Origin of the sequence: Streptomyces sp. NBC_00872 (assembly GCF_045161915.1) — a bacterium.
In the GTDB taxonomy this organism is placed as follows: domain Bacteria; phylum Actinomycetota; class Actinomycetes; order Streptomycetales; family Streptomycetaceae; genus Streptomyces.
This window is the reverse complement of the sequence record NZ_CP108806.1, coordinates 7389690-7410038: the sequence shown is the minus strand read 5'-3', so window position 1 is coordinate 7410038 and position 20349 is coordinate 7389690. Positions and strand designations below refer to the sequence as shown.

The following is a 20349-nucleotide window of genomic DNA, read 5'->3' as shown; positions in this document are numbered from 1 at the left end:
CCGTATCTGAGTACGGGAGCCCATGGCACGGTGTGTGGCGCGGACCACACTCGCCGGTATGACGAATGTGCCGCCGCCCGCACAGGAGCTGGCGATCATCGACCAGGAGCTGGTCCGACTCGACGCGCGCAGAGGCCAGTTGCTCACGCGCAAGGCGTATCTGCTGAACCTGCGCGCGCAGCCGGCGCCGCCCTGGGCTCAACCCGTCGCGCGGTCCTTCGCGCCTCCGGCCGGGACCTCCTCGCCCGGTGCGCAGAATGTGCTGCTCATGCTCGGCGGACTGCTGCTGGCGGTCGCGGCGATCGCCTTCACCCTGGTGAGCTGGGGCCATCTGGGGATCGGCGGCCGTGCGGCGGTACTGACCGGGGTGACCGTCCTGACGCTCGCGGTGCCCGTGCCGCTGCTGCGCCGGGGCCTGCGCTCGACCGCGGAGGCGGTGGCCGCGCTGGGTCTGGTGCTGACGGTCCTCGACGCGTACGCGCTGTACCGGGTGGCGCTGCCGGGGGCGGACGGTCTCGGTTGCACGGCGGCGGCCACCGCCGTGCTCGCCGTGCTCTGGGCCGGGTACGGGACGGCTCTGGGCGGTCTGCGCGGTCCGCTGCCCGCGGCCGTACTGACGGCCCAGCTCCCCCTGACGCTCTGGGCGCTGGCCACCGGCTCCACCCCTCTGACGGTGTCCTGGGCACTGCTGGTGACGGCGGCGCTGGACACCGCGCTCGCGTCGCGTACGGGATCCCGTACGGTACGGGGCTTCGCGGGCGTCGCCGCCGGGGTGACGGCGGCCGGGGCGCTGCTGGTGGCCGGGGCGCTGTCCGTGTCGGCGGTGACCCCTCCGGCGGCGCTGCGGCCGGGGGCGCTGCTGCTCGCGGCGGCGGCTCTGGGTCTCCTCGCGGCCCGCCGCGCGGGCGCGCTCGCTCCTGTCTGCGCGGCGGTGGCGGGACTGGCGGGGATCGCCGCGGTCGGCGCGGTGGTGCGTACGGCCGTACCGGGCGGCTGGACCGCTCCGGGGTATCTGCTCTGCGCCGTCGCGCTGTCGACGGTGGTACGGACCCGGCTGCCAGGGCCGGTCGTCCGAGGACTCGCGGGGGCCGCGGGGCTGGTGGCCGCCCTGTCGGTGCTGTGGGCACTGCCGGCGGTCGCCGTCGCGCTGCTGGGCGGCGTGGCCGCGATCCCGGAGATCTGGACGGGCGTGCCCGCCGTGCCATGGCCGGGCCGGCCGACGGCGCCGGTGGTCCTGCTGACGGCGGCCGGGGCACTCGCGGTATCGGCCTACGGCCCATACCCAGGCGCACGGGACACCGGAGCCGGAGTCGGAGCCCGAGGCGGAGACGGAGCCGGAGCCCGAGGCGGAGTCAGCGCGGTCGCGCGTACGCTCGCGCTCTGCGGGTCCCTGGCGCTCGGCTGGGCAGGCGTCCTGGTGCTGCCGCTCGCCCTGGACGCGGCCTACCCGGTCAGGGTGGCGGTGCCGGCGCTGCTGACGGCAGGGGCGCTCGCGGTGGTCGTGGGCCCGCGTGTCCCCGGGGGCTCGCCGGTGCGGGTCACCGCGCTGGTCTGCGCCCTGGCGGGCTCGGCCGGCGGCTCGCTCATGTCGCTCGGCGGTCGGGCCGCGACGGTGACCACGCTCGCCGTGCTGTCGGCGCTGTTCGCGGGGGCCGCCATGGCCCGAATGACCGCCCATGCCGCGGAAACCGCGGGGACCACGGAGGCCACGGAGACCGTCCGTATCCGCGCGGTCCTGGCCTGTACGGCCGTCGGGTACACGACCGCGCTGGTGGCAGCGGCGTGCGCGGCGGCCGGACTGTCCGTCGAGACCACGGCCGTGGCCGTTCTCGTGGTTCCCGCGGCCGTGGCTCTGCTCGCCGCCCTGCCGTCCACGCGCCCGCTCGCGGCCCCGATCGAGATCACCGCCGCCGGCGCCGGTCTCCTCGCGGTCGCGCTGGCCTCGGGCCGGGCGTCCGTACTGGCGCTGGTACTCGCGCTGTGCGGGGTGATCGCGGCGGGCACCGCGGTCCGCGCCGAGCGCAGAACGGTGGCCGGGTACACCGCCACGGCGCTGTTCGTCCTGGCCACCTGGGTCCGGCTGGCCGCCTCCGACGTGCCGGTGCCCGAGGCGTACACGCTGCCCGTGACGCTCCCCGCGCTCGCCGTGGGGCTGCTGCGGCGCCGCCGCGATCCGGAGGCCTCGTCCTGGACGGCGTACGGTCCGGGGCTCGCGGTGACACTGCTGCCGAGCCTGCTGGCGGCATGGGGCGACACCCACTGGTCCCGGCCGCTGCTGCTGGGAGTCGCGGCCCTGGCCATCACGCTCTCGGGCGCCCGGCTGGGCCTCCAGGCGCCGCTGGTCCTGGGCGGTACGGTCCTCGGCCTGGTCGCGCTGCACGAGCTGGCCCCCTATGTCGTGCAGGCCGTGGGCGCGCTGCCGCGCTGGCTGCCGCCGGCCCTCGCGGGAGTGCTGCTGCTCGCGGTGGGCGCCACGTACGAGCGGCGTCTGAAGGACGCCCGCAGGGTGCGCCGGAGCCTGGGCCGCATGCGCTGAACGGCAGGGCGAGAACGGGCGACACCAGGGGCGGCCGGAGGAAACGACCGGGGGAAACAGCGAGGCCCCGGAGACCTGTCGGTCTCCGGGGCCTCGATTCCGGGTGGGCGATACTGGGTTCGAACCAGTGACCTCTTCGGTGTGAACGAAGCGCTCTCCCACTGAGCTAATCGCCCCGGCGCACCGCACACATTACCCCATGTCAGCGGTGCCCCACGACGCGTACCGGATCACTCGTCGATCTTCCAGGGCATGACGATCCCGAACCTCCAGACATAGATCCCGACCAGCACGGCGATGATCACCAGACCGATGGTCGTCAGGATCACGTTCCGCCGCCGGACCTTGGGATCGAGCGCCTTCTGGGCCGCCTCCGTCACCTTGCGCCGGGTCCAGCGCAGCACCAGCTGGGCCCAGACGAACTCGGTCGCCCAGATCGCCATCCCGCCGAAGATCACCAGCCAGCCGGGACCCGGCAGCACGAGCATGGCGGCGCCCGCCCCGACCACCGCGAGACCGACCACGAAGACGCCGACCTGCCAGCTCAGATGAAGCGTCCGCGACGCCCGGATGAAGCCCGGCGCGCGCGAGCCGAGCTCACGCTCCGGCGCGGCCCCAAGGCCTTCCGTCACATCCCCCGCGGCGGGCTCCGGGGTCGCCGGAACGACGACCTGCCCCCGCTCGTCACTCTCCGCATGCATGGGCCCAACGTACCCGAATCGCTCACGTCACCGGAATGGCCGTATGACCCGAAGTCACACACCGCTGTACGAGGTACCTGAAGGCGCACAAAAGAGACAGAGGGGTTTACAACGGCACCATAGGTGGCATGTCGAATTCGCCGACGTGCGAATCCCCGAGCGCACACTGAGCGAAAGGCCCTGGCGCTTATGAACACCACGGTCAGCTGCGAGCTGCACCTGCGCCTCGTTGTATCGAGCGAGTCCTCACTGCCTGTACCTGCGGGCCTGCGGTATGACACGGCCGATCCTTATGCCGTGCACGCCACCTTCCACACCGGAGCCGAGGAGACGGTCGAGTGGGTTTTCGCCCGCGACCTTCTCGCCGAGGGGCTGCACAGGCCCACCGGCACGGGCGACGTCCGGGTCTGGCCGTCCCGCAGTCACGGTCAGGGCGTCGTCTGCATCGCTCTGAGCTCCCCGGAGGGAGAAGCGTTGCTCGAGGCCCCGGCGCGGGCCCTGGAGTCGTTCCTCAAAAGGACCGACGCCGCGGTGCCGCCGGGCACCGAGCATCGTCACTTCGACCTCGATACGGAGCTCTCACACATCCTGGCCGAGAGCTGAGCCAGGCAGAGGGCTGCTCGGCGCCGTCCGACTCGGGGAGACGGCGCCGTGCGGACAATCGCATACAGGGAGGACATCGGCGCCGACGCCGCGGAACCCACCGCGACGCCGGCGCCGGTGCGTTCCCGACGGACAGGGCCCAGGCGCGTTCCCGCCGTCGAGGTGTTCCCCGCCGGCTTCCGTCGCAGGCGTGTTCCACCGCCGCCGCGTTCCCGCCCGGCCGCTCCGGGCAGCGGCTAAAGTCAGCGGGATTCGGCGGGCACCGGCCCGCGGCAGGCCAGGGAGCGGATCGTGCTGATTCCCCACGACACCCGGATCGCCCTCGACACCGTGGTCGATCTGGTGAACACCGCGCCGGAGGACGGTACGGGCGGCACTCGGAACGGCACACCCGACGGTCTCGCGGACATCGAGGCCCTGTACGGCTTCGTACAGAGCCACAGCCTCAGTGGTGTGGGTGACCTCGGCCGGCGCGATCTGCGGGCCGTGCTGGAGGTGCGGGCGCGTTTCGCGGAGGTGTTCGCGGCACCGGACGCGCGCGCCGCGGCCGATCTGATCAACCGGCTGGTCGCCGCCGCGGGGACGACGCCGCAGCTCACCGATCACGACGGCTATGACTGGCATGTGCATTACTTCGCGCCGGGGGCCTCGGTCGCCGATCATCTCGCCGCCGACTGCGGGATGGCGCTGGCGTTCATGGTCGTGGCCGGTGAGCAGGAACGGCTGCGCCGCTGCGAGGCCCCGGACTGCGGGCACGCGTTCGTCGACCTGTCGCGGAACCGTTCGCGCCGCTACTGCGACAGCCGCACCTGCGGCAACCGGCTGCATGTCGCCGCGTACCGGGCTCGCCGCAAGGAAGCGGCCGGCTGAGTCTCACAGCAGGAACAGATCGTGCACCGCTGCCATCAGCAGCAGCGAGCCGATCACCGTCAGAAAGATCATCAACGGTGGCTGGGACAGCGCGAAAAGGCAACCGCGCTGCTCATCGGTGGGTACGGGGGTTTCACCCCGGGAGGTATCGAGCATCTCGGGGCGATCATGACGTACCCCGGAGCACGCCAATGACCAACACGCGTTTTCAGCGCGGGAGTTCATCATATTCCGTGGACAAATCACTGGAACCGCCGCCGGAACGGCGCTCACCTGCGATCCTGCCGCGAATACCCCGGGGACGAGGGGCCGGGACCCGGGCCCTGCTCACCCGCCGTCCGCCCGCCTTCCGCCCTTCCTCCGCCCTGTCGTCAGATGCCGTGCTTCTTGAGGATGGCCTCGATGTCGCTGAAGTCGTCACCCGGCTGTGCGGCGCGCTCCTTGGCCTTGGGCTGCGCGGCCGGTCCGCTTCCCGGACCGAGCGAGGGCACGGACGCGGCGGGTTCCACCGCTCCCCGTCGTGCCGCCTTGGCGGCCTCCCTGCGCTGCTTACGGGTCCGGCCGCCGCGCCGCTCCACCGCGCGTGTCGTCAGGAAGAGCAGCCACGCCACCGCGAGCACGCCGAAGCCCAGCCAGGCCGTCGGGCTGAAGGCGGTGTTGGCGGCCCACTTCACGATGCCCGTCATCACCAGGGCCACCGGGACCAGCGCGTACGCCAGGATCCGGGCCGCGGCGAGGAACCGCTTGCGGTAGGCCGTGATCGCGGCGATGCCCACGCCCGCCGCTGACAACGCAGAGCAAATGGTCTCGGCAATCATCAGGTCCTCCAGGCAGAGCGCGTCAGGGCAGAACACCTTCCCGCACTCCATCCTGCACCTGACCGCCCGCTCGGGGCCACGGTAGGGAAGGGCGTCCTGCGGATCTCGGGGAGAACTGGGGGACGTCATCCTCCCCAGGTCCCGGTCGCGGCTCCCACCGGACCCGGTTTGGGCCGGGGCGCCATCTCCGGGAGACTGGCCCCCATGAGCGACTTCACCTCCGCCGGGCCCAGCGCACCCGTCGTCCTCGACGTCTGGTTCGATCTCCAGTGCCCGGACTGCCACACCGCCCTGGCGGACCTGAGCGCGCTGCGCGCCCGCTACGGCGACCGGCTGGAGGCGCGGCTGCGGCACTTCCCCCTGGAGCGGCACAAGCACGCGTACGCCGCCGCCCAGGCCGCGGAGGAGGCCGCCGAGCAGGGCAAGGGGTGGCCTTACGCGGAAGCCCTTCTCGCCAGGACGGCGGAGCTGGCCGCCGGGGGCGAGCCCGTACTGCTGGAGATCGCCCGGGAGCTGGGTCTGGACGCCGAGGAGTTCGACACCGCTCTGATCGACGGCCGGCATCTGCTGGCCGTCGACGCCGACCAGGCCGAGGGCAAGGCGATCGGGGTGACCGGCACGCCGACGTATGTCATCGGCGAGGAGCGCCTCGACGGCGGCGGGAGCCAGGAGGGTCTGCGCGTCCGGATCGAGGAGATCGCCGACCGGCTGCTCGCGCGGGAGAGCGTCTGACCGGGCCGCGGCCCGGTCAGGGCTCGGCGGAGGCGGACCTCGAAGCGGCGGCCCTCAGAGGAGCGGCTTGAAGAAGTTGTGGTGCGTCGCCTCGTATCCGAGCGATTCGTACAGCCGGATCGCCGGGGTGTTGCCCGCGAAGACATGGAGCCCGAGCAGTTCGGAACCGGCTGCCAGGGCGATCCCCTCGGCGTGCAGCATCAGCGCCCTGCCGTACCCCTTGCCGCGCAGGCCCTCCGTCACGGCCACGTCGTACACATACGATCCGGGCCTGCCCGGCCGTACCTCGCGGGGCGCGACCCAGACATGGCCGACGACGCTTCCGTCGTGGACCAGGACATGCAGTGCGGCGCCTGGGGTGGCGAGCCCGTCGGGCAGCAGTTCCCGGTGGCTGGACTCCGCCTTGGCGCGGGCCTGCTCGGGCGGGGTGCCGCGGTCGATCCAGTTCCGCGCGTAGTTCTCGACGGCCAGCGCCTCCCAGGCCTGGTACTCCGGCCCGTTCATGGGACGGCCCGCCACATCCCGAGGCAGGGCGGGTGGATCCGGCGGAAGTTCCTTGTCCATGTTGCGGCTGCGTTCGACATAGCCGAGGGACTCCAGCATGCGCAGCGCGGCCAGGGCGTCGGCCGGTACGGACGCCGTCACCTGGCCGCAGCCCCAGCCGCGCAGCACCTCTTCGGCCGCGAGCGCGGCGACGGTGGCACGGCCGCGCCGGCGGTCGGGCTCGTCGATGCGGAGCGCGCGGACGGTCCCGGCCGTATGGCCGAAGCCGGGATCCGTGGCGATCTCGATCGTCCCGACGGGGCGGCTGTTCACGCAGACCTCGTAGGAGCGTGACTTTCCGCCGTCGTCGGTCTGCCGGAGCGGCCCGGTCGGCCGCAGGGTGGTGGTCATCAGGGGAGTTGTACCCGTCGCGCGCGGTGGAGTCATCCGGTTTACGGACCGGAATCGCCGGTGGCCGGCCATCGCCTTCCCACCGGGCCGAGGCCGGTCCGGGTCCGCTCCGGGCTCAGGGGTCCAGGTCCGCTCCGGCACGCTCCTCGAAGAGGCGCATCGCCTTGCTGGTCACCGGGCCCGGGGCGGTGGGGAGTTGACGGTCGTCGACACGGTGGACGGCCTGTACGTCACGCAGGGTCGAGGTCAGGAAGATCTCGTCCGCGCGCTCCAGGACGTCCAGCGGGAGATCGGTCTCACGGGCGCCCGCCCACTCGGCGGTCAGGGCGCGGGTGATACCGGCGAGACAGCCGGAGGCGAGGGGCGGGGTGTGCAGCTCGCCGTCGAGTACGACGAAGACATTGGAGCCCGTGCCCTCGCAGAGCGCCCCGACGGTGTTGGCGAAGAGCGCCTCGGAGGCGCCTCGTTCGTGCGCGCGGGCGAGCGCGACGACGTTCTCGGCGTACGAGGTGGTCTTGAGCCCGGTCACCGCGCCGCGTTCGTTCCGTGTCCAGGGGACGGTGATGACGGCGGTGGTGTCGGGACGGCGCTTCGCCGCGCTCGCCGCGACGACCAGGGTGGGCCCCTCGTCACCCCGGTCGGAGCCGAGCGGGGCGAGTCCGCCGGTGTAGGTGATCCTGAGCCGGCCCAGTTCCATGGGGTTGGCGTCGAGAACGGCCGTACAGGCGTGACGTACCTCGTCCGGATCGGGCTCGGCCAGCCCGAGACCACGGGCCGAGCGGGCCAGCCGGTCGAGATGGCGGGCGAGGGCGAAGGGCCGCCCCTGGACGGCCTTGACCGTCTCGAAGACTCCGTCGCCCACCGTCAGCCCATGATCGAACACGGACACCCTGGCGGCTTCGGCCCTCAGCAGTCCGCCGTTGACCCAGATCCTCATGACGCGGTCCTTCCGGTCGCCTCGTACGCGCCCGACGCTATCGCGAGCAGTCTGGACGCCTTCAGTTCGGTCTCCTCCCACTCCCCCTCGGGGTCCGAGCCCCAGGTGATCCCGGCGCCCGCGCCGAAGCGCAGCACGGGTCCCTGTGCGGTGGCGCGGTCGATCCAGAACGTACGTATCCCCACGGCCAGGGCGCCGGTGCCGCGGTCCGCGTCGACCCAGCCGATACCCCCGCAGTAGGGACCGCGCGGTGCCGTCTCCAGCTCCTCGATGATCTTCAGGGCGCTGGACTTGGGGGCGCCGGTGACCGAGCCGGGAGGGAAGGTGGCGGTCAGCAGATCCGGCCAGCCGGCCTTCTCCGCGAGTTCGCCGCTCACGGTCGAGACGAGATGGACCAGTCCGGGGTGGGGCTCCACCGCGCAGAGGGCCGGGACGGTGACGGAGCCGGTGGCGCAGACACGGCCGAGGTCGTTGCGGACGAGGTCCACGATCATCACGTTCTCGGCGTAGTCCTTCTCCAGCAGATCGGCGGCGGTGCGGCCGGTGCCCTTGATCGGGCCCGACTCGACGGTGCCGCCGTCGCGGCGCAGAAACAGCTCCGGCGAGGCGGTGGCGATCTCCACGCCATGGGCGGGCAGCCGGATCGTCCCGGCGTACGGGGCCGGGTTGTCGCGCGCGAGCAGCGACGTCAGCGCGTCGACATCGGAGGCCTCCGGGTCGGGCAGCGGCGCGGAGAGAACACGGCAGAGGTTGACCTGATAGACGTCACCGGCCGCGATGTACTCGCGGATACGCCGCACACCCCGGGTGTACGCGGTGTGATCGAGGGAGGACGTCCAGTCACCGGGGCGGGGTCCCAGCCATCGGCCCGGTACGGGGACGGGCACCGGTTCGGCCCGTACATCAGCGAATCTGGCACAGGTGAGCCGGCCCTCGAAGTCCGCGGCGACGGCCCAGAAACCGGCGGATTCGAGCGCCTCCGGATCATGGGTGACATCCCGCAGACCAGTGGCGACGAGGGCGCCGAAGCGGGCCAAAGGGGCGAGGTCGTGCACGGTTGCGAGTCTAGAACAGCCTCCGTTGGGCCGCTCCGGCCTGAACGCACGGCGAACGCACCGCAGCACGCTGCGGAAACGCGTTTTTGTGCTGGCCCCGGAATCCGCTAGAGTTCAACACGTCGCCGGGCCGTGCAGAGGGGCCCGGGAAACGACAGGCGGACGTGGCTCAGTTGGTAGAGCATCACCTTGCCAAGGTGAGGGTCGCGAGTTCGAATCTCGTCGTCCGCTCGATATGGGGGATTTACCCTTAGTCCCCATGCTCCTGGTGGAGTGGCCGAGAGGCGAGGCAACGGCCTGCAAAGCCGTCTACACGGGTTCAAATCCCGTCTCCACCTCCAAGGACGATTAGCTCAGCGGGAGAGCGCTTCCCTGACACGGAAGAGGTCACTGGTTCAATCCCAGTATCGTCCACTGGATCCTTTTGGATTCCCGCGCGATTAGCTCAGCGGGAGAGCGCTTCCCTGACACGGAAGAGGTCACTGGTTCAATCCCAGTATCGCGCACGCAGTTCGCACACGGCGGGATCGCATGATCGCGGCAGTGCGGCTGAGATGCAGGAAACGCAGGTTGACCTGCGCGATTAGCTCAGCGGGAGAGCGCTTCCCTGACACGGAAGAGGTCACTGGTTCAATCCCAGTATCGCGCACCACCCAGAGCCCCCGGTCGTCTTGACGACCGGGGGCTCTGTCATGGCGCCTCCGGGTCTCAGGAGGAGAAGAGCATCCGTCCGAAGCTCTTCTGGCGGTGGTGCCCGCCATGGTGACCGCCGTGGTGCGGGGCGCCCCAGGCGGGCGCGGGGGCGGCCGGATAGGCCTGCGGGGCCGGCGGCACGGGCGGGGCGGGCTGGGTCCACTGGGACTCCAGACGGGTCAGGGACTCCAGCTCGCCGTAGTCGAGGAAGATCCCCCGGCAGCCGCTGCACTGCTCTATCTGAACACCGTTGCGGTTGTAGGTATGCATCGCTGCATGGCACTTGGGACACTGCATCGTCGGCTCAGCTCCTCGCCGTTCGTCCGGCATCGCCGGAACACATGCCCGGCGACGGTCGGTTCAGCCTACGACGAGCGCGGGGGCTCCAACTGGGGAGGGAGCGAAGCGATCCGGCCACAGGCGTCGATCATCAGATGCTCGACCTCGTCGAGATCCCGGTCCTCCGCCACGGACTTGGCGATCGCGAGGGCGGCGGTCTGGACGGTGAGGGCGCGGGCGGGGACATCGAGCCGGGGCCATGGATCGGGGTACTCGGCGGGGTCCGGACCGGGATCCGGGCCGGTCGTGGTGGGTACGGCTGCCGTGGTGGGTACGGCGGGGCCGCGCGCGGCGCGGTAGGCGCCGAGGAAGCGCTGCCAGATCTCCGGCGGCAGCAGCCCGGCGGCATACCACGCGGCGGGGCGGGCCAAGTCCCAGGCAGGGTCGCCGATTCCGAGATCATCCACGTCGATGAGGAGCCAGGGCCCGTCGGGTGCGGGGTGGCGTACGAGCTGGCCGAGATGCAGATCGCCGTGGCAGAGGGTGCCGGGCCCCGGCGAGGGCGCCTTGTCGCGCGCCCAGGCGGGGAGCCGCTCCCAGGCGCGCAGGACGGGACCGGCGGCGGGGTGCGGTCCCGCGGCCCGCAGCCGCGCGACGGCGCGGGCGGCCTTGGCGGGCCCGCGCATGGGCGGCAGCCCGCCCGTCGTCCGGACGGCCGCCCTGATGGTCTCCAGCGGTACGGAGTGCAGCCGGGCGACAAGACCGCCCGCCTGCTCCCAGGGCGCGGCGTCGGGGTCGGCCGGATCGACCGGGCTTCCGTAGGGCCACGCGGTGACGGGACGCCCCCGTACCGCCCCGGCATCCGCGGGGACCGGGGGCAACGGGGGCAGCAGGATCCCGGTGAGCCGTGGGTGCGCGGCGACGGCGAGTCTGACGCGGTGGTCCGCGGGGTCCGTACCGTCCGCGTGCGCCTTGGCGACGGCTTTTCCGTGCCGTACGACGACCCCTTCGCCACGCTCGGCGAGCACGGCCTCCGTATGCCCGCAGGCGCGGCAGCGCGAGGGGTCCGACGCGGGACCCGCCACCGCGCCCGCCGCCGGATCCACCGCCGGATCGGCCGTCGGATCGGCCGTCGGATCCACCGTGGGATCCGCCGCGTGGGCGGCCCGGCGGGCGACGAGCCCGAGCGCTCGGACGACGGATACGGTCATGGTCCCCCTATGCGATGAATTCCCCCGATGCGACGAATTCCCGCGAGAACCTTACGATCCGCGCCCGCCCGCCGAAAATGCCCCCGGGCTGCGGGCGGACTGTCTCGGGGCGCCTGCGCGGGTACCGGGAAGGGGCCGTGCGGGAAGGGCTGACGCGGCACGCGTGGTGGGCGTACCGTAGCCCGGACAGCGCGATGGCCGGTCAGCTCCCCAGCTGACCGGCCAAACGCTGCCGTCCGCCGCACCCCCGTCCCCACGGGGTTGTTGGCCGGATGTCCCCGACCCGGGCCGCTCTCCCGGGTCCGGGGCGCCGCTCAGCGCCCCAGCATCACGCCCACGGACGACGCTTGTGCGACCACCGCGTCCCAGCCGCCGAAGACGACCACGAGCAGTGTCGCCAGAGGAAGGACCATGGCCGTCGCCACCAGGGGGTGGCGCGGGCCGGACCGGCTTCCGCCGAACGCGGCGAACGCCCTGCGTCCCTGCGTGCGGATCATTGCCCGCGGTGCCGTGCCCGCCATGGTCCCTCTCCTGTCTGTTCCGACAGCGGCGGGTGGCGACCTCGGGGGACGAGTGCCGCACCCACCGCTTGATCTCAACAGTAGGGAAGCGTCAGGCCCGGGTCGTCATGCCCGCGTACCCATTGACGGGCCTCCCGGAGGATGAGCCTCCTGCCGCTGGAGTACTCCCCTGGGTGGAGAGGAAGCCTCAGGACTGGGGGTCTTCCCGGAGAGCGCGCTCCGAGGAGTCCTGCCGCGGCACCGGCTGCTCGACCAGCGCGAGCACACGCGTGGCCATGAAACGGGCCGTCCGTACCACCGACCCGTTCCGGGTGACTTCGCTCACTTCCACCACGCCCCGGCGCACCGCCGTCTCCACCCGACGGCCCGCCCTGCTCGCCACCACTTCATACGTACGAGTCGTGTCGCCCGCGTCCACGACTATCTCCACCCGGTCACCCTTCACGATCCAATCCCCCTTCTGCGACGGACCTTTGAGATCTCGCACGGGTCAGGAGGACTTGGGATCCGCCGTCCCCTGACCACTTCTCAAGTTTCCCACCCCGCACTGACAATCGGTCGGTCCACGAGGGCGCGGCCTATGAGCGCGCCGGGGCGCGGGTACGTAAGCTGTGCCACGTCACACGGACGACCGGGCAGCGGGGATGGACATGGCGATGATGCGGCTCCGGCGCGAGGACCCGCGTGTCGTCGGTTCGTTCCGGCTCCACCGGCGGCTGGGCGCCGGCGGGATGGGCGTCGTCTATCTGGGTTCCGACCGGCGCGGCCAGCGGGTCGCGCTGAAGGTGATCCGGCCGGACCTGGCGGAGGATCAGGAGTTCCGGTCGCGGTTCGCCCGCGAGGTCTCCGCGGCACGCCGGATCCGCAGCGGCTGTACGGCCCGGCTGGTGGCCGCGGACCTGGAGGCGGAACGGCCCTGGTTCGCCACCCAGTATGTGCCGGGCCCCTCGCTGCACGACAAGGTCGCCGAGGAGGGTCCGCTGCCGGCCGCCGAGGTGGCCTCCGTCGGCGCCGCCCTCTCCGAGGGCCTGGTGGCCGTGCACGAGGCCGGGGTCGTCCACCGTGACCTCAAGCCCTCGAACATCCTGCTCTCGCCCAAGGGCCCCCGCATCATCGACTTCGGTATCGCCTGGGCCACCGGCGCGAGCACGCTGACGCATGTCGGTACGGCGGTGGGTTCGCCCGGGTTCCTCGCGCCGGAGCAGGTGCGGGGCGCCACGGTGACCCCGGCGACGGACGTGTTCTCGCTGGGGGCGACTCTCGCGTACGCCTCGACCGCCGACTCGCCCTTCGGACACGGCAGTTCCGAGGTCATGCTCTACCGGGTGGTCCATGAGGAGGCGCATCTCCACGGGGTGCCCGACGCGCTCGCGCCGCTGCTGCGCGCCTGTCTCGCCAAGGACCCGGACGAGCGTCCCAGCACGCTCCAACTGTCGATGCGGCTCAAGGAGATCGCGGCCAGGGAGGCCCAGGGGCTCTCGGACAGCCGGCCGCCCGTCCAGCGGGTGCGTGAGCGCGAGGCGCAGGAGCTGCCGACGGGGCGGCTGACCGAGCGGTACACGGAGCGTCTGGTCGAACGGGGCTCCATGGGCGAACGCGGCTCCCAGAGCCGTACGGCGGGTGGCTCCGGTTCAGGCTCCGGCTCGTCCGTGTCCCGTTCCGGATCCCCGAGATCCACGGGCTCGTCACCGCGTACGGGGGGCTCCACGGGAGGCTCGTCGCCGCGTTCCGGAGGCCCTTCGGCCCGTAACGGCGGTTCCTCGTCACGTACCGGGGGCTCTTCGCCGCGTACGGGGGGCTCGCGCCCGCCGCAGCCGCGTGGCACCGGGCGTACGGGCGGCGGCCGTCAGCCGGCCGGCGGGCGCACCACCTCGGCCGGGCGGCGGCCCGCCAACCCGCGTCTGCTGCGGCAGCGGCTGATCGTCTTCGTCGTCGTGACGCTGATCGTCGCCCTCGGGATCGCGGCGGCCCAGCAGCTCTGATCCAGGTCGGGTCCGGGCTCGGGCGCGCGCCCTCTGTCCGGTCAGTTCCCCGGCCGGCCCGAGGTCACCGCGTAGAACGCGACCGCCGCGGCGGCTCCGACGTTCAGCGAGTCCACACCGTGCGCCATCGGGATACGGACCCACTCGTCGGCGGTGTCGAGCGCCCGCGCGGAGAGCCCCTCGCCCTCCGCGCCGAGCAGCAGCGCGACGCGCTCCAGCCGGTGCGGCGCGGCCTCGTCCATCGCGGACGCCCGCTCGTCGGGGGTGAGCGCCAGCACTCTGAAGCCCGCTTCCCGTACGGTGTCCAGCGACCTGGGCCAGCCGTCGAGCCGGGCGTACGGTACGGAGAACACCGCCCCCATGGAGACCTTCACCGAGCGCCGGTAGAGCGGATCGGCGCAGTCCGGGGAGAGCAGTACGGCATCCATGCCGAGGGCCGCGGCGCTGCGGAAGATCGCGCCGATGTTGGTGTGGTCGTTGACCGCCTCCATGACGGCGACACGGCGGGCCGTACGGAGGACCTCGGCCACGGCGGGCAGCGGCTTGCGCGCCATGGAGGCGAGGGCGCCGCGGTGCACGTGGTAGCCGGTGACGCGCTCGGCGAGGCCGGGGCTCACCGTGTACACCGGGGCCGTGGCCCGGTCGATGACATCCCGCATGGTGTCGAGCCACTTGGCCGACAGCAGCATCGACCGCATCGTGTATCCGGCCTGCCCGGCCCGGCGGATGACCTTCTCGCCCTCGGCGATGAAGAGACCTTCGGCGGGCTCGCGTCTGCGGCGCAGTTCGACATCGGTCAGATCCGTGTAGTCGCGCAGGCGCGGGTCGTCGGGATCGTCGATGGTGATGGGTTCAGCCACGGGGTGACACTGCCTTGTCCGATCGGGTTCGGGCGGGGGTGGCGGGGTGCCGGGGCGCCGGAGGCGGTCGGCGATCCGCCGGGGGCGCGGGCCGGGTGGAAGCGGCCGTCAGCGGCCGTCGCCGAGGGCCACGACCTCGCCGATGACGATGACGGCGGGAGGCCGTACCTCCTCGGTCCGTACGGTGTCCGCCACGGTCGCGAGCGTCGCGTCGACCCGTCGCTGGGACGCCGTGGTGCCCTCCTGGATCAGGGCGACGGGGGTGTCGGGTGCCTTGCCGTACGCGACGAGCGCCTCGGCGATGGCGCCGATCTTGTCGACGGCCATCAGCAGTACGAGCGTGCCGTGGAGCCGGGCGAGCGCGGCCCAGTCGACCAGTGAGCGGCCGTCGTCGGGGGCGACATGGCCGCTGACGACGGTGAACTCATGGGCGACACCCCGATGGGTGACGGGGATGCCCACGGCGCCCGGCACGCTGATGGAGCTGGAGATCCCCGGCACGACCGTGCAGGCGATGCCCGCCTCGGCGAGCGCCTGGACCTCCTCCATGCCGCGGCCGAAGACGAACGGGTCGCCGCCCTTGAGCCGGACCACGGCCTTGCCCGCCTTGGCGTGCTCGATCAGCGCGTCGTTGATGGCCTCCTGGGCCATGGCACGGCCGTACGGGATCTTCGCCGCGTCTATCACCTCGACGTGCGGGGGGAGTTCGTTCAGCAGGTCGCGGGGGCCGAGGCGGTCGGCGATGACGACGTCCGCCTCGGCGAGCAGCCTGCGACCGCGCACGGTGATCAGATCGGGGTCCCCCGGGCCGCCGCCGACGAGGGAGACACCCGGGGTACGGGTGCGGTGGTGCGGGGCGGCGAGGGTGCCGTCACGCAGGCCCTCGACGATGGCGTCCCGTACGGCGGCGGAACGGCGCGGGTCCCGTCCGGTCAGCACGGCGACGGTGACGCCCTCGCTGCGGCCGGTGGCGGGGGTCCAGGCGGTGGCGGCCTCGGCGTCGTCGCTGCGCACGCACCAGACGCGATTGCGTTCGGCCTCGGCGGACGCGGTGCGGTTGGCGACGGGGTCGCTGGAGGCGATGAGGGCGTACCAGGCGTCGGTGAGGTCGCCCTCCTCGTAGCGGCGGCGCTCCCAGCGGATCTCGCCGGCCTCCGCCATGGCCTCGACCGACGCCTTGGCGGAGGGCGAGACGAGCACGATGTCGGCGCCGGCCGCGATGAGCGCGGGCAGCCTGCGCTGCGCGACCTGTCCCCCGCCGACGACAACGACGCGCCGCCCGGACAGGCGGAGTCCGACGGGGTAGGCGGGGTGCTCGGCATGCGGCGCGTGCTCGGCCATGTCGGTAGGGACTCCTCGGGGCGGGCGGGGCGGTGCGGTACTGCCACGGTGGCGGTGAAGCGGCTGGTGGGACGGGGTGCGGTCCCGGCGACCACCTTACGGGGAGGGGGCGTGGGGGTCACGGTCGGAGCGGGGTCCGTGGCCGGGACCCTGTCTCCCGGCCCGCTTTCCGGAGCGCGGGGCGGCACCGGATCCCGGGAGGCGGGGTGCGGGATGCGGTGCGGGCGGCTCGGGCCGAACGGCTGGGGCGCCCGTAAGGCTCGTACGGGCCGTACGGACTTTGCGGGATATACCGGCGGATGTCTCCGCCATGGCGCCGGAACGTGCGGCTCCGGAGCCCGGTCGGGGCTGCCGGAGCCCGGTCGGAGCCGCCGGTCGGGACCGACTGCACCGTGCTGCCGACCTTCCGGACACCCGGAAGGTCGGTACGGGCCGCGGTACGGGCGCGCGGTACGAAAATCCCGCGCGCCCCGGTCCTACTTCTCCGTCACTCCCGCCGAGTCAAACGTCGCCACCTCGTGCATCGCCCGGGCCGCGCTCTGTACCACCGGGAGCGCCAGAAGGGCGCCCGTGCCCTCGCCGAGGCGCAGGTCCAGGTCGACCAGGGGACGCAGGCCCAGTTTGTTGAGGGCCGCCACATGGCCCGGTTCGGCGCTGCGGTGGCCGGCGATGCAGGCGGCCAGGGCCTCCGGGGCGATCGCCCGAGCGACGAGGGCCGCCGCGCCCGCGCTGACACCGTCGAGGATCACCGGGGTGCGCAAGGACGCGCCGCCGAGAAGGAACCCGACCAGGGCCGCGTGCTCCAGACCGCCCACGGCGGCGAGGACGCCGACCGGGTCGGCCGGGTCCGGCCGGTGGAGTTCGAGGCCCCGGCGGACGACATCGACCTTGCGGGCGTGCATCTCGTCGTTGATGCCCGTGCCCCGCCCGGTGACCTCCATCGGGTCCTGGCCGGTGTAGACGCAGATCAGCGCGGCGGACACCGTCGTATTGGCGATGCCCATCTCTCCGGTGAGCAGCCCCTTGTTGCCCGCGGCCACCAGATCACGCGCCGTCTCGATGCCGACCTCGATCGCGGCGAGCACATCCTCACGGCTCAGCGCGGGACCCGTCGTGAAGTCCGCCGTACCGGCCCGGACCTTGCGGGGCAACAGCCCCGGCGTCGCAGGGAGTTCGCCCGCGACGCCCACGTCGATCACACACACCTCCGCGCCCACCTGGTTGGCGAACGCGTTGCACACCGCTCCCCCGCCCAGGAAGTTGGCCACCATCTGGCCGGTGACCTCCTGGGGCCAGGGGGTCACGCCCTGCGCGTGCACTCCGTGGTCCCCCGCGAAGATCGCCACCGCGGCCGGCTCCGGAATCGGCGGCGGGCACAGCCGCGACAGACCGCTGAGCTGTGCCGAGATGATCTCCAGCATGCCGAGCGCGCCTGCGGGCTTCGTCATCCGCTTCTGCCGCTCCCACGCCTCCCCCAGCGCCTTGGCGTCCAGCGGGCGGATGCTCGCGATGGTCTCCTGGAGAAGATCGTGCGGCTCCTCGCCGGGCAGCGCCCTGCGGCCGTAGGTCTCCTCGTGGACGACCCATGACAGCGGCCGGCGCTTGGACCAGCCCGCCTGCATCAGCTCGGGCTCCTCGGGAAACTCGTCGACGTATCCCACGCAGAGGTACGCCACGACTTCGAGATGCTCGGGCAGACCCAGCGCGCGGACCATCTCGCGCTCGTCGAAGAAGCTGACCCAGCCGACGCCGAGCCCTTCCGCGCGGGCGGCGAGCCACAGGTTCTCGACGGCGAGGGCCGAGGAGTACGGGGCCATCTGCGGCTGGGTGTGCCGGCCGAGGGTGTGCCGGCCGCCGCGCGTCGGGTCGGCGGTGACGACGATGTTCACCGGGGTGTCGAGGATGGCCTCGATCTTCAGTTCCTTGAACTGCTTCGCCCGGCCCTTGGGCAGCGACTTGGCGTACGCGTCACGCTGACGCTGCGCCAGTTCGTGCATGGAGCGCCGGGTCTCGGCGGAGCGGATGACGACGAAGTCCCAGGGCTGCGAGTGGCCCACGCTGGGCGCGGTGTGCGCGGCTTCCAGGACGCGGAGCAGCACCTCGTGCGGGACGGGGTCGGAGCGGAAGCCGTTCCTGATGTCGCGCCGTTCGCGCATCACCCGGAGCACGGCCTCGCGCTCGGCGTCGTCGAAGCCGGAGGCGGCGGCGGTGCCCTCCTGCGGGACGGGAACGGCTTCGGGCACGGCCTCGGCCTCGGGCACCGGCTCGACCTCGGCCTCCGGCGCCGCCTCGACTTCGGGCACGGGAGCGGGAGCGGGCACGACGGGCGCGGACGCGGGTACAGCGACGACCGGTACGGGTGCGGGCGCGGCTTCAGCCTCTGGCGCGTATACGACCTCGGGCACGGGCACGGGCACGGGCTCCGGCTGGGGCTCGGGCTCGGGCTGGGGGTTCACCTCGGTCTCGGCCTCGGAGGCCTGTACGAACTCGGCCTCGGGCTCCGGTGCGGTCTCGGGTACGGCCACGGGCTCCACGGCGGCCAGCGGCTCTTCCGGTGCCTCAACCGTCTGCTGGACATGGACCGGCTCGTCGGCCGTCTGCGGTTCCGCCATCACCGGCACCGGCTCCGGCTCGGGCACGGCAGCGGGCTCCGGTGCCGGCTCGGCGGCGACAGCCTCGGCCCCGGCCTCAATCTGAACCTCGGCTTCGGCCTCGGCCGTGGCCGGCTCAGGCTCCGGCGCGGACTGCGGCTCCATCATCTGTTCCGCCACGGGCTCCGGTTCCGGTCGCGCCGGGGCCTCCGGCACGACCGTTTCTGCTCGCACCTCGGGTGCCGCCGGTACCGCCGCCGGTTCAGGACCCCACGGCGCCCCGGGCTGCGGCGGAATCTCGCCGAGCTGGGGCCCCGGCAGTACGGCCGGCTCCTCGCGCGGTACGTCCAGATACTCCGGACCCGTGGTGGGCGGTCCCTGGGTCTGGGCACGGACGCGGACGGACTGGGTGGGCGTACCCGCCGGGCCCCGGTCCGCGAGCGAGCGCACCACACCGCCCGTCGGGTCGGGCACGGGCGGGCCCATGTGCAACGGACGGCGCGGCGGGGTCGGGGCCGCCACGGGCGGGGCGGTCGCCATGGGCGGCGGAATCCGTACCCCGCTGAGGTCCACCGAACCGGAATCCCGGCCACCGGCCTCATGCGCGCCCGGCTGGTGCAGATTCCGTCCCCGCCCGATGGAACCCTGCTGCGGCTCCTGTGCCGACTCCTGCTGTGCCGGCTCCTGCTCCGCTGCCCGGGGCGCCGACTGCGCCACGGCGACCGCCTCCGGCTCGGCGGGAAGGGCGGCGGGGACCTCCTGGACCGGCATGACGAACTCACCCGACGCCGAGGACGAGACAGTGGACGGAACAGAGGCGGCGGCAGCGGCGGCGGCAGCGGCATCAGCGGGAGTCTCGGCCACCGTGACCGGGCCCTGCGGCTGGTACGCGTCCGGCGCCCGCACAGCCTGCTCTGCGGGCTCCGCCGGCGCCTCCGTCCGCATCTGGGCCTGCGTCTGCGTCTGCACCTGAACCTGTGCCTCCGTCTGGACCGGGGGCTGTGCCGGAACCCCGGCCTGGACCTGTGACACCGGCTCCGCCATCGGTGCCGGCTGTTCTATGGGAGGCGCCTGCTGCTGGACCGGCATCGGCTCGGGAGCGGCATACCCCTCCGGACCGGCGAACTGCTCCCGGGCGAATCCCTCGGACATCGCGGGCACCGCGGGCACGGCGAATCCCGGGTGCCCGGGGTACCCCTCGTGCCCGGCGAACCCCTCAGGTCCGGGATATCCCATGGGCGCGGCGTACCCGTCCGGCGCGGCATAGACGGCGGGCGCCTCCGCCGGTACCACCTGGGGATCGCTCCACCCCCCCTGCGCGCTCGGCATCAGCAGCAGATCCTCGTCCTCGGTGACGGGCTCGGAGGGGTCCAGGTAGGTGTACGCGCCGGGAGCGGGGATGCCCGGCTGCTCCACCATGCCTGCGTTCTCCGGCAGTCCCTCGCCCAGGACCTGGCCGGTGTCAGTCATGCGTACCCCTCGCCCATAGGTTGTGCTCCTTCGGCCCTGCACCCGGGGCGCCCGATCCGCGGCGCTTCCGGCGCCCGTCAGGAACAACGAGCGTGAGCGCCGCGCGGCACGAACGGCGCGCGGTCACCCCGAAGTCTCGCGGCTTCGCGCGGCCTTTCGCGGCCGTGGCGGTGGATCCGCCCCGGCCCGCTGTGGACAGCGCCACGTCGCGCGTCCCCCCAGTGTCGCTGTACCACATGAGGGTCCAAAACGGGC

At 72.8% G+C, this 20349-nt stretch carries 18 protein-coding genes and 6 tRNA genes; 10 read left to right on the top strand and 14 right to left on the bottom strand.

Translation table 11 applies throughout. The annotated features are described in order from the left end of the window. The first annotated feature begins 58 nt into the window (after positions 1 to 58). Positions 59 to 2536, top strand: a complete 2478-nt coding sequence (locus tag OG214_RS31735) for an SCO7613 C-terminal domain-containing membrane protein (protein WP_405986662.1) — start codon at positions 59 to 61, stop codon at positions 2534 to 2536. 104 nt (positions 2537 to 2640) lie between these two features. On the opposite strand, the gene OG214_RS31730 is transcribed toward OG214_RS31735, so the two are convergent. Both OG214_RS31730 and OG214_RS31725 read right to left on the bottom strand, forming a co-directional pair. Then, a tRNA-Val gene (locus OG214_RS31730) sits at positions 2641 to 2712 on the bottom strand. 54 nt (positions 2713 to 2766) lie between these two features. Next, positions 2767 to 3237, bottom strand: a complete 471-nt coding sequence (locus OG214_RS31725; RefSeq protein WP_363086415.1) for a TIGR02611 family protein — start codon at positions 3235 to 3237, stop codon at positions 2767 to 2769. A gap of 189 nt (positions 3238 to 3426) precedes the next feature. On the opposite strand from OG214_RS31725, the gene OG214_RS31720 reads away from it, so the two are divergent. Together OG214_RS31720 and OG214_RS31715 are read left to right on the top strand one after the other, a co-directional pair. Next, positions 3427 to 3840 (top strand): SsgA family sporulation/cell division regulator, encoded by a 414-nt coding sequence (locus tag OG214_RS31720; protein ID WP_003959770.1) that lies wholly within the window; start codon positions 3427 to 3429, stop codon positions 3838 to 3840. Positions 3841 to 4131: 291 nt separating this feature from the next. After that, positions 4132 to 4710, top strand: a complete 579-nt coding sequence (locus OG214_RS31715) for a CGNR zinc finger domain-containing protein (protein WP_405986661.1) — start codon at positions 4132 to 4134, stop codon at positions 4708 to 4710. 3 nt (positions 4711 to 4713) lie between these two features. Here the strand turns inward: OG214_RS31715 and OG214_RS31710 are convergent, their stop codons facing one another. Together OG214_RS31710 and OG214_RS31705 are read right to left on the bottom strand one after the other, a co-directional pair. Further along, positions 4714 to 4866: a hypothetical protein gene (locus tag OG214_RS31710; RefSeq protein ID WP_363085343.1), complete on the bottom strand. Its 153-nt coding sequence runs from the start codon at positions 4864 to 4866 to the stop codon at positions 4714 to 4716. Between the two features lie 215 nt (positions 4867 to 5081). Next, positions 5082 to 5528 carry a hypothetical protein gene (locus tag OG214_RS31705; RefSeq protein WP_363085349.1) on the bottom strand — a complete coding sequence of 149 codons (447 nt, stop codon included), beginning with the start codon at positions 5526 to 5528 and terminating at the stop codon, positions 5082 to 5084. Positions 5529 to 5732: 204 nt separating this feature from the next. Here OG214_RS31705 and OG214_RS31700 point away from each other — a divergent pair, with 204 nt between their 5' ends. Further along, positions 5733 to 6260 (top strand): DsbA family protein, encoded by a 528-nt coding sequence (locus OG214_RS31700; RefSeq protein ID WP_405986660.1) that lies wholly within the window; start codon positions 5733 to 5735, stop codon positions 6258 to 6260. A gap of 54 nt (positions 6261 to 6314) precedes the next feature. On the opposite strand, the gene OG214_RS31695 is transcribed toward OG214_RS31700, so the two are convergent. From OG214_RS31695 to OG214_RS31685, 3 genes are all read right to left on the bottom strand, one after another. Continuing rightward, a complete protein-coding gene (locus OG214_RS31695) occupies positions 6315 to 7154 on the bottom strand; it encodes a GNAT family N-acetyltransferase (protein ID WP_405986659.1) in 840 nt (279 codons plus the stop codon). A 115-nt stretch (positions 7155 to 7269) separates the two neighbouring features. Next, the gene (locus OG214_RS31690; protein WP_405986658.1) at positions 7270 to 8091 is read right to left on the bottom strand and encodes an aminotransferase class IV; all 822 of its coding nucleotides are present in this window, start codon (positions 8089 to 8091) and stop codon (positions 7270 to 7272) included. Beyond that, complete coding sequence (locus OG214_RS31685; RefSeq protein WP_405986657.1) at positions 8088 to 9146, bottom strand: chorismate-binding protein; 1059 nt, start codon at positions 9144 to 9146, stop codon at positions 8088 to 8090. Before OG214_RS31685 ends, OG214_RS31690 begins: the two co-directional genes overlap by 4 nt. 158 nt (positions 9147 to 9304) lie before the next feature. On the opposite strand from OG214_RS31685, the gene OG214_RS31680 reads away from it, so the two are divergent. From OG214_RS31680 to OG214_RS31660, 5 genes are all read left to right on the top strand, one after another. Further along, a tRNA-Gly gene (locus OG214_RS31680) sits at positions 9305 to 9377 on the top strand. A gap of 36 nt (positions 9378 to 9413) precedes the next feature. Then, a tRNA-Cys gene (locus OG214_RS31675) sits at positions 9414 to 9487 on the top strand. A gap of 1 nt (position 9488) precedes the next feature. Then, a tRNA-Val gene (locus tag OG214_RS31670) sits at positions 9489 to 9560 on the top strand. 20 nt (positions 9561 to 9580) lie between these two features. Then, positions 9581 to 9652 (top strand) — tRNA-Val (locus OG214_RS31665). 71 nt (positions 9653 to 9723) lie between these two features. Continuing rightward, a tRNA-Val gene (locus tag OG214_RS31660) sits at positions 9724 to 9798 on the top strand. A gap of 56 nt (positions 9799 to 9854) precedes the next feature. On the opposite strand, the gene OG214_RS31655 is transcribed toward OG214_RS31660, so the two are convergent. The 4 genes from OG214_RS31655 to OG214_RS31640 all read right to left on the bottom strand — a co-directional run bounded on the left by OG214_RS31655 (position 9855) and on the right by OG214_RS31640 (position 12295). Then, a complete protein-coding gene (locus OG214_RS31655; protein ID WP_363085348.1) occupies positions 9855 to 10136 on the bottom strand; it encodes a zf-TFIIB domain-containing protein in 282 nt (93 codons plus the stop codon). A gap of 68 nt (positions 10137 to 10204) precedes the next feature. Further along, complete coding sequence (locus OG214_RS31650; RefSeq protein WP_405986656.1) at positions 10205 to 11329, bottom strand: phosphotransferase family protein; 1125 nt, start codon at positions 11327 to 11329, stop codon at positions 10205 to 10207. Between the two features lie 314 nt (positions 11330 to 11643). Continuing rightward, the gene (locus OG214_RS31645; protein WP_363085304.1) at positions 11644 to 11850 is read right to left on the bottom strand and encodes a hypothetical protein; all 207 of its coding nucleotides are present in this window, start codon (positions 11848 to 11850) and stop codon (positions 11644 to 11646) included. A 187-nt stretch (positions 11851 to 12037) separates the two neighbouring features. After that, on the bottom strand, positions 12038 to 12295 hold the full coding sequence (locus tag OG214_RS31640; protein ID WP_363085305.1) for a hypothetical protein: 258 nt from the start codon (positions 12293 to 12295) through the stop codon (positions 12038 to 12040). Positions 12296 to 12494: 199 nt separating this feature from the next. On the opposite strand from OG214_RS31640, the gene OG214_RS31635 reads away from it, so the two are divergent. Beyond that, entirely contained in the window at positions 12495 to 13832 is a 1338-nt protein-coding gene (locus tag OG214_RS31635; RefSeq protein ID WP_405987676.1) for a serine/threonine-protein kinase, read from the top strand. 41 nt (positions 13833 to 13873) lie between these two features. On the opposite strand, the gene OG214_RS31630 is transcribed toward OG214_RS31635, so the two are convergent. From OG214_RS31630 to cobT, 3 genes are all read right to left on the bottom strand, one after another. Beyond that, positions 13874 to 14692 carry an RNA methyltransferase gene (locus tag OG214_RS31630; RefSeq protein WP_363085306.1) on the bottom strand — a complete coding sequence of 273 codons (819 nt, stop codon included), beginning with the start codon at positions 14690 to 14692 and terminating at the stop codon, positions 13874 to 13876. A 108-nt stretch (positions 14693 to 14800) separates the two neighbouring features. Then, positions 14801 to 16033: a uroporphyrinogen-III C-methyltransferase gene (gene cobA, locus OG214_RS31625; RefSeq protein ID WP_405986655.1), complete on the bottom strand. Its 1233-nt coding sequence runs from the start codon at positions 16031 to 16033 to the stop codon at positions 14801 to 14803. 476 nt (positions 16034 to 16509) lie between these two features. After that, positions 16510 to 20094: a nicotinate-nucleotide--dimethylbenzimidazole phosphoribosyltransferase gene (gene cobT / locus OG214_RS31620; protein WP_405986654.1), complete on the bottom strand. Its 3585-nt coding sequence runs from the start codon at positions 20092 to 20094 to the stop codon at positions 16510 to 16512. Positions 20095 to 20349: the final 255 nt, after the last annotated feature.

What these genes read in the sequence shown, in the direction of transcription:
- OG214_RS31655 (WP_363085348.1), bottom strand. Translation starts at nt 10,136, where the DNA reads ATGCAGTGTCCCAAGTGCCATGCAGCGATGCATACCTACAACCGCAAC.
- OG214_RS31650 (WP_405986656.1), bottom strand. Translation starts at nt 11,329, where the DNA reads ATGACCGTATCCGTCGTCCGAGCGCTCGGGCTCGTCGCCCGCCGGGCC.
- OG214_RS31710 (WP_363085343.1), bottom strand. Translation starts at nt 4,866, where the DNA reads ATGCTCGATACCTCCCGGGGTGAAACCCCCGTACCCACCGATGAGCAG.
- cobT (WP_405986654.1), bottom strand. Translation starts at nt 20,094, where the DNA reads ATGACTGACACCGGCCAGGTCCTGGGCGAGGGACTGCCGGAGAACGCA.
- cobA (WP_405986655.1), bottom strand. Translation starts at nt 16,033, where the DNA reads ATGGCCGAGCACGCGCCGCATGCCGAGCACCCCGCCTACCCCGTCGGA.
- OG214_RS31700 (WP_405986660.1), top strand. Translation starts at nt 5,733, where the DNA reads ATGAGCGACTTCACCTCCGCCGGGCCCAGCGCACCCGTCGTCCTCGAC.
- OG214_RS31695 (WP_405986659.1), bottom strand. Translation starts at nt 7,154, where the DNA reads ATGACCACCACCCTGCGGCCGACCGGGCCGCTCCGGCAGACCGACGAC.
- OG214_RS31735 (WP_405986662.1), top strand. Translation starts at nt 59, where the DNA reads ATGACGAATGTGCCGCCGCCCGCACAGGAGCTGGCGATCATCGACCAG.
- OG214_RS31720 (WP_003959770.1), top strand. Translation starts at nt 3,427, where the DNA reads ATGAACACCACGGTCAGCTGCGAGCTGCACCTGCGCCTCGTTGTATCG.
- OG214_RS31645 (WP_363085304.1), bottom strand. Translation starts at nt 11,850, where the DNA reads ATGGCGGGCACGGCACCGCGGGCAATGATCCGCACGCAGGGACGCAGG.
- OG214_RS31635 (WP_405987676.1), top strand. Translation starts at nt 12,495, where the DNA reads ATGGACATGGCGATGATGCGGCTCCGGCGCGAGGACCCGCGTGTCGTC.
- OG214_RS31690 (WP_405986658.1), bottom strand. Translation starts at nt 8,091, where the DNA reads ATGAGGATCTGGGTCAACGGCGGACTGCTGAGGGCCGAAGCCGCCAGG.
- OG214_RS31725 (WP_363086415.1), bottom strand. Translation starts at nt 3,237, where the DNA reads ATGCATGCGGAGAGTGACGAGCGGGGGCAGGTCGTCGTTCCGGCGACC.
- OG214_RS31705 (WP_363085349.1), bottom strand. Translation starts at nt 5,528, where the DNA reads ATGATTGCCGAGACCATTTGCTCTGCGTTGTCAGCGGCGGGCGTGGGC.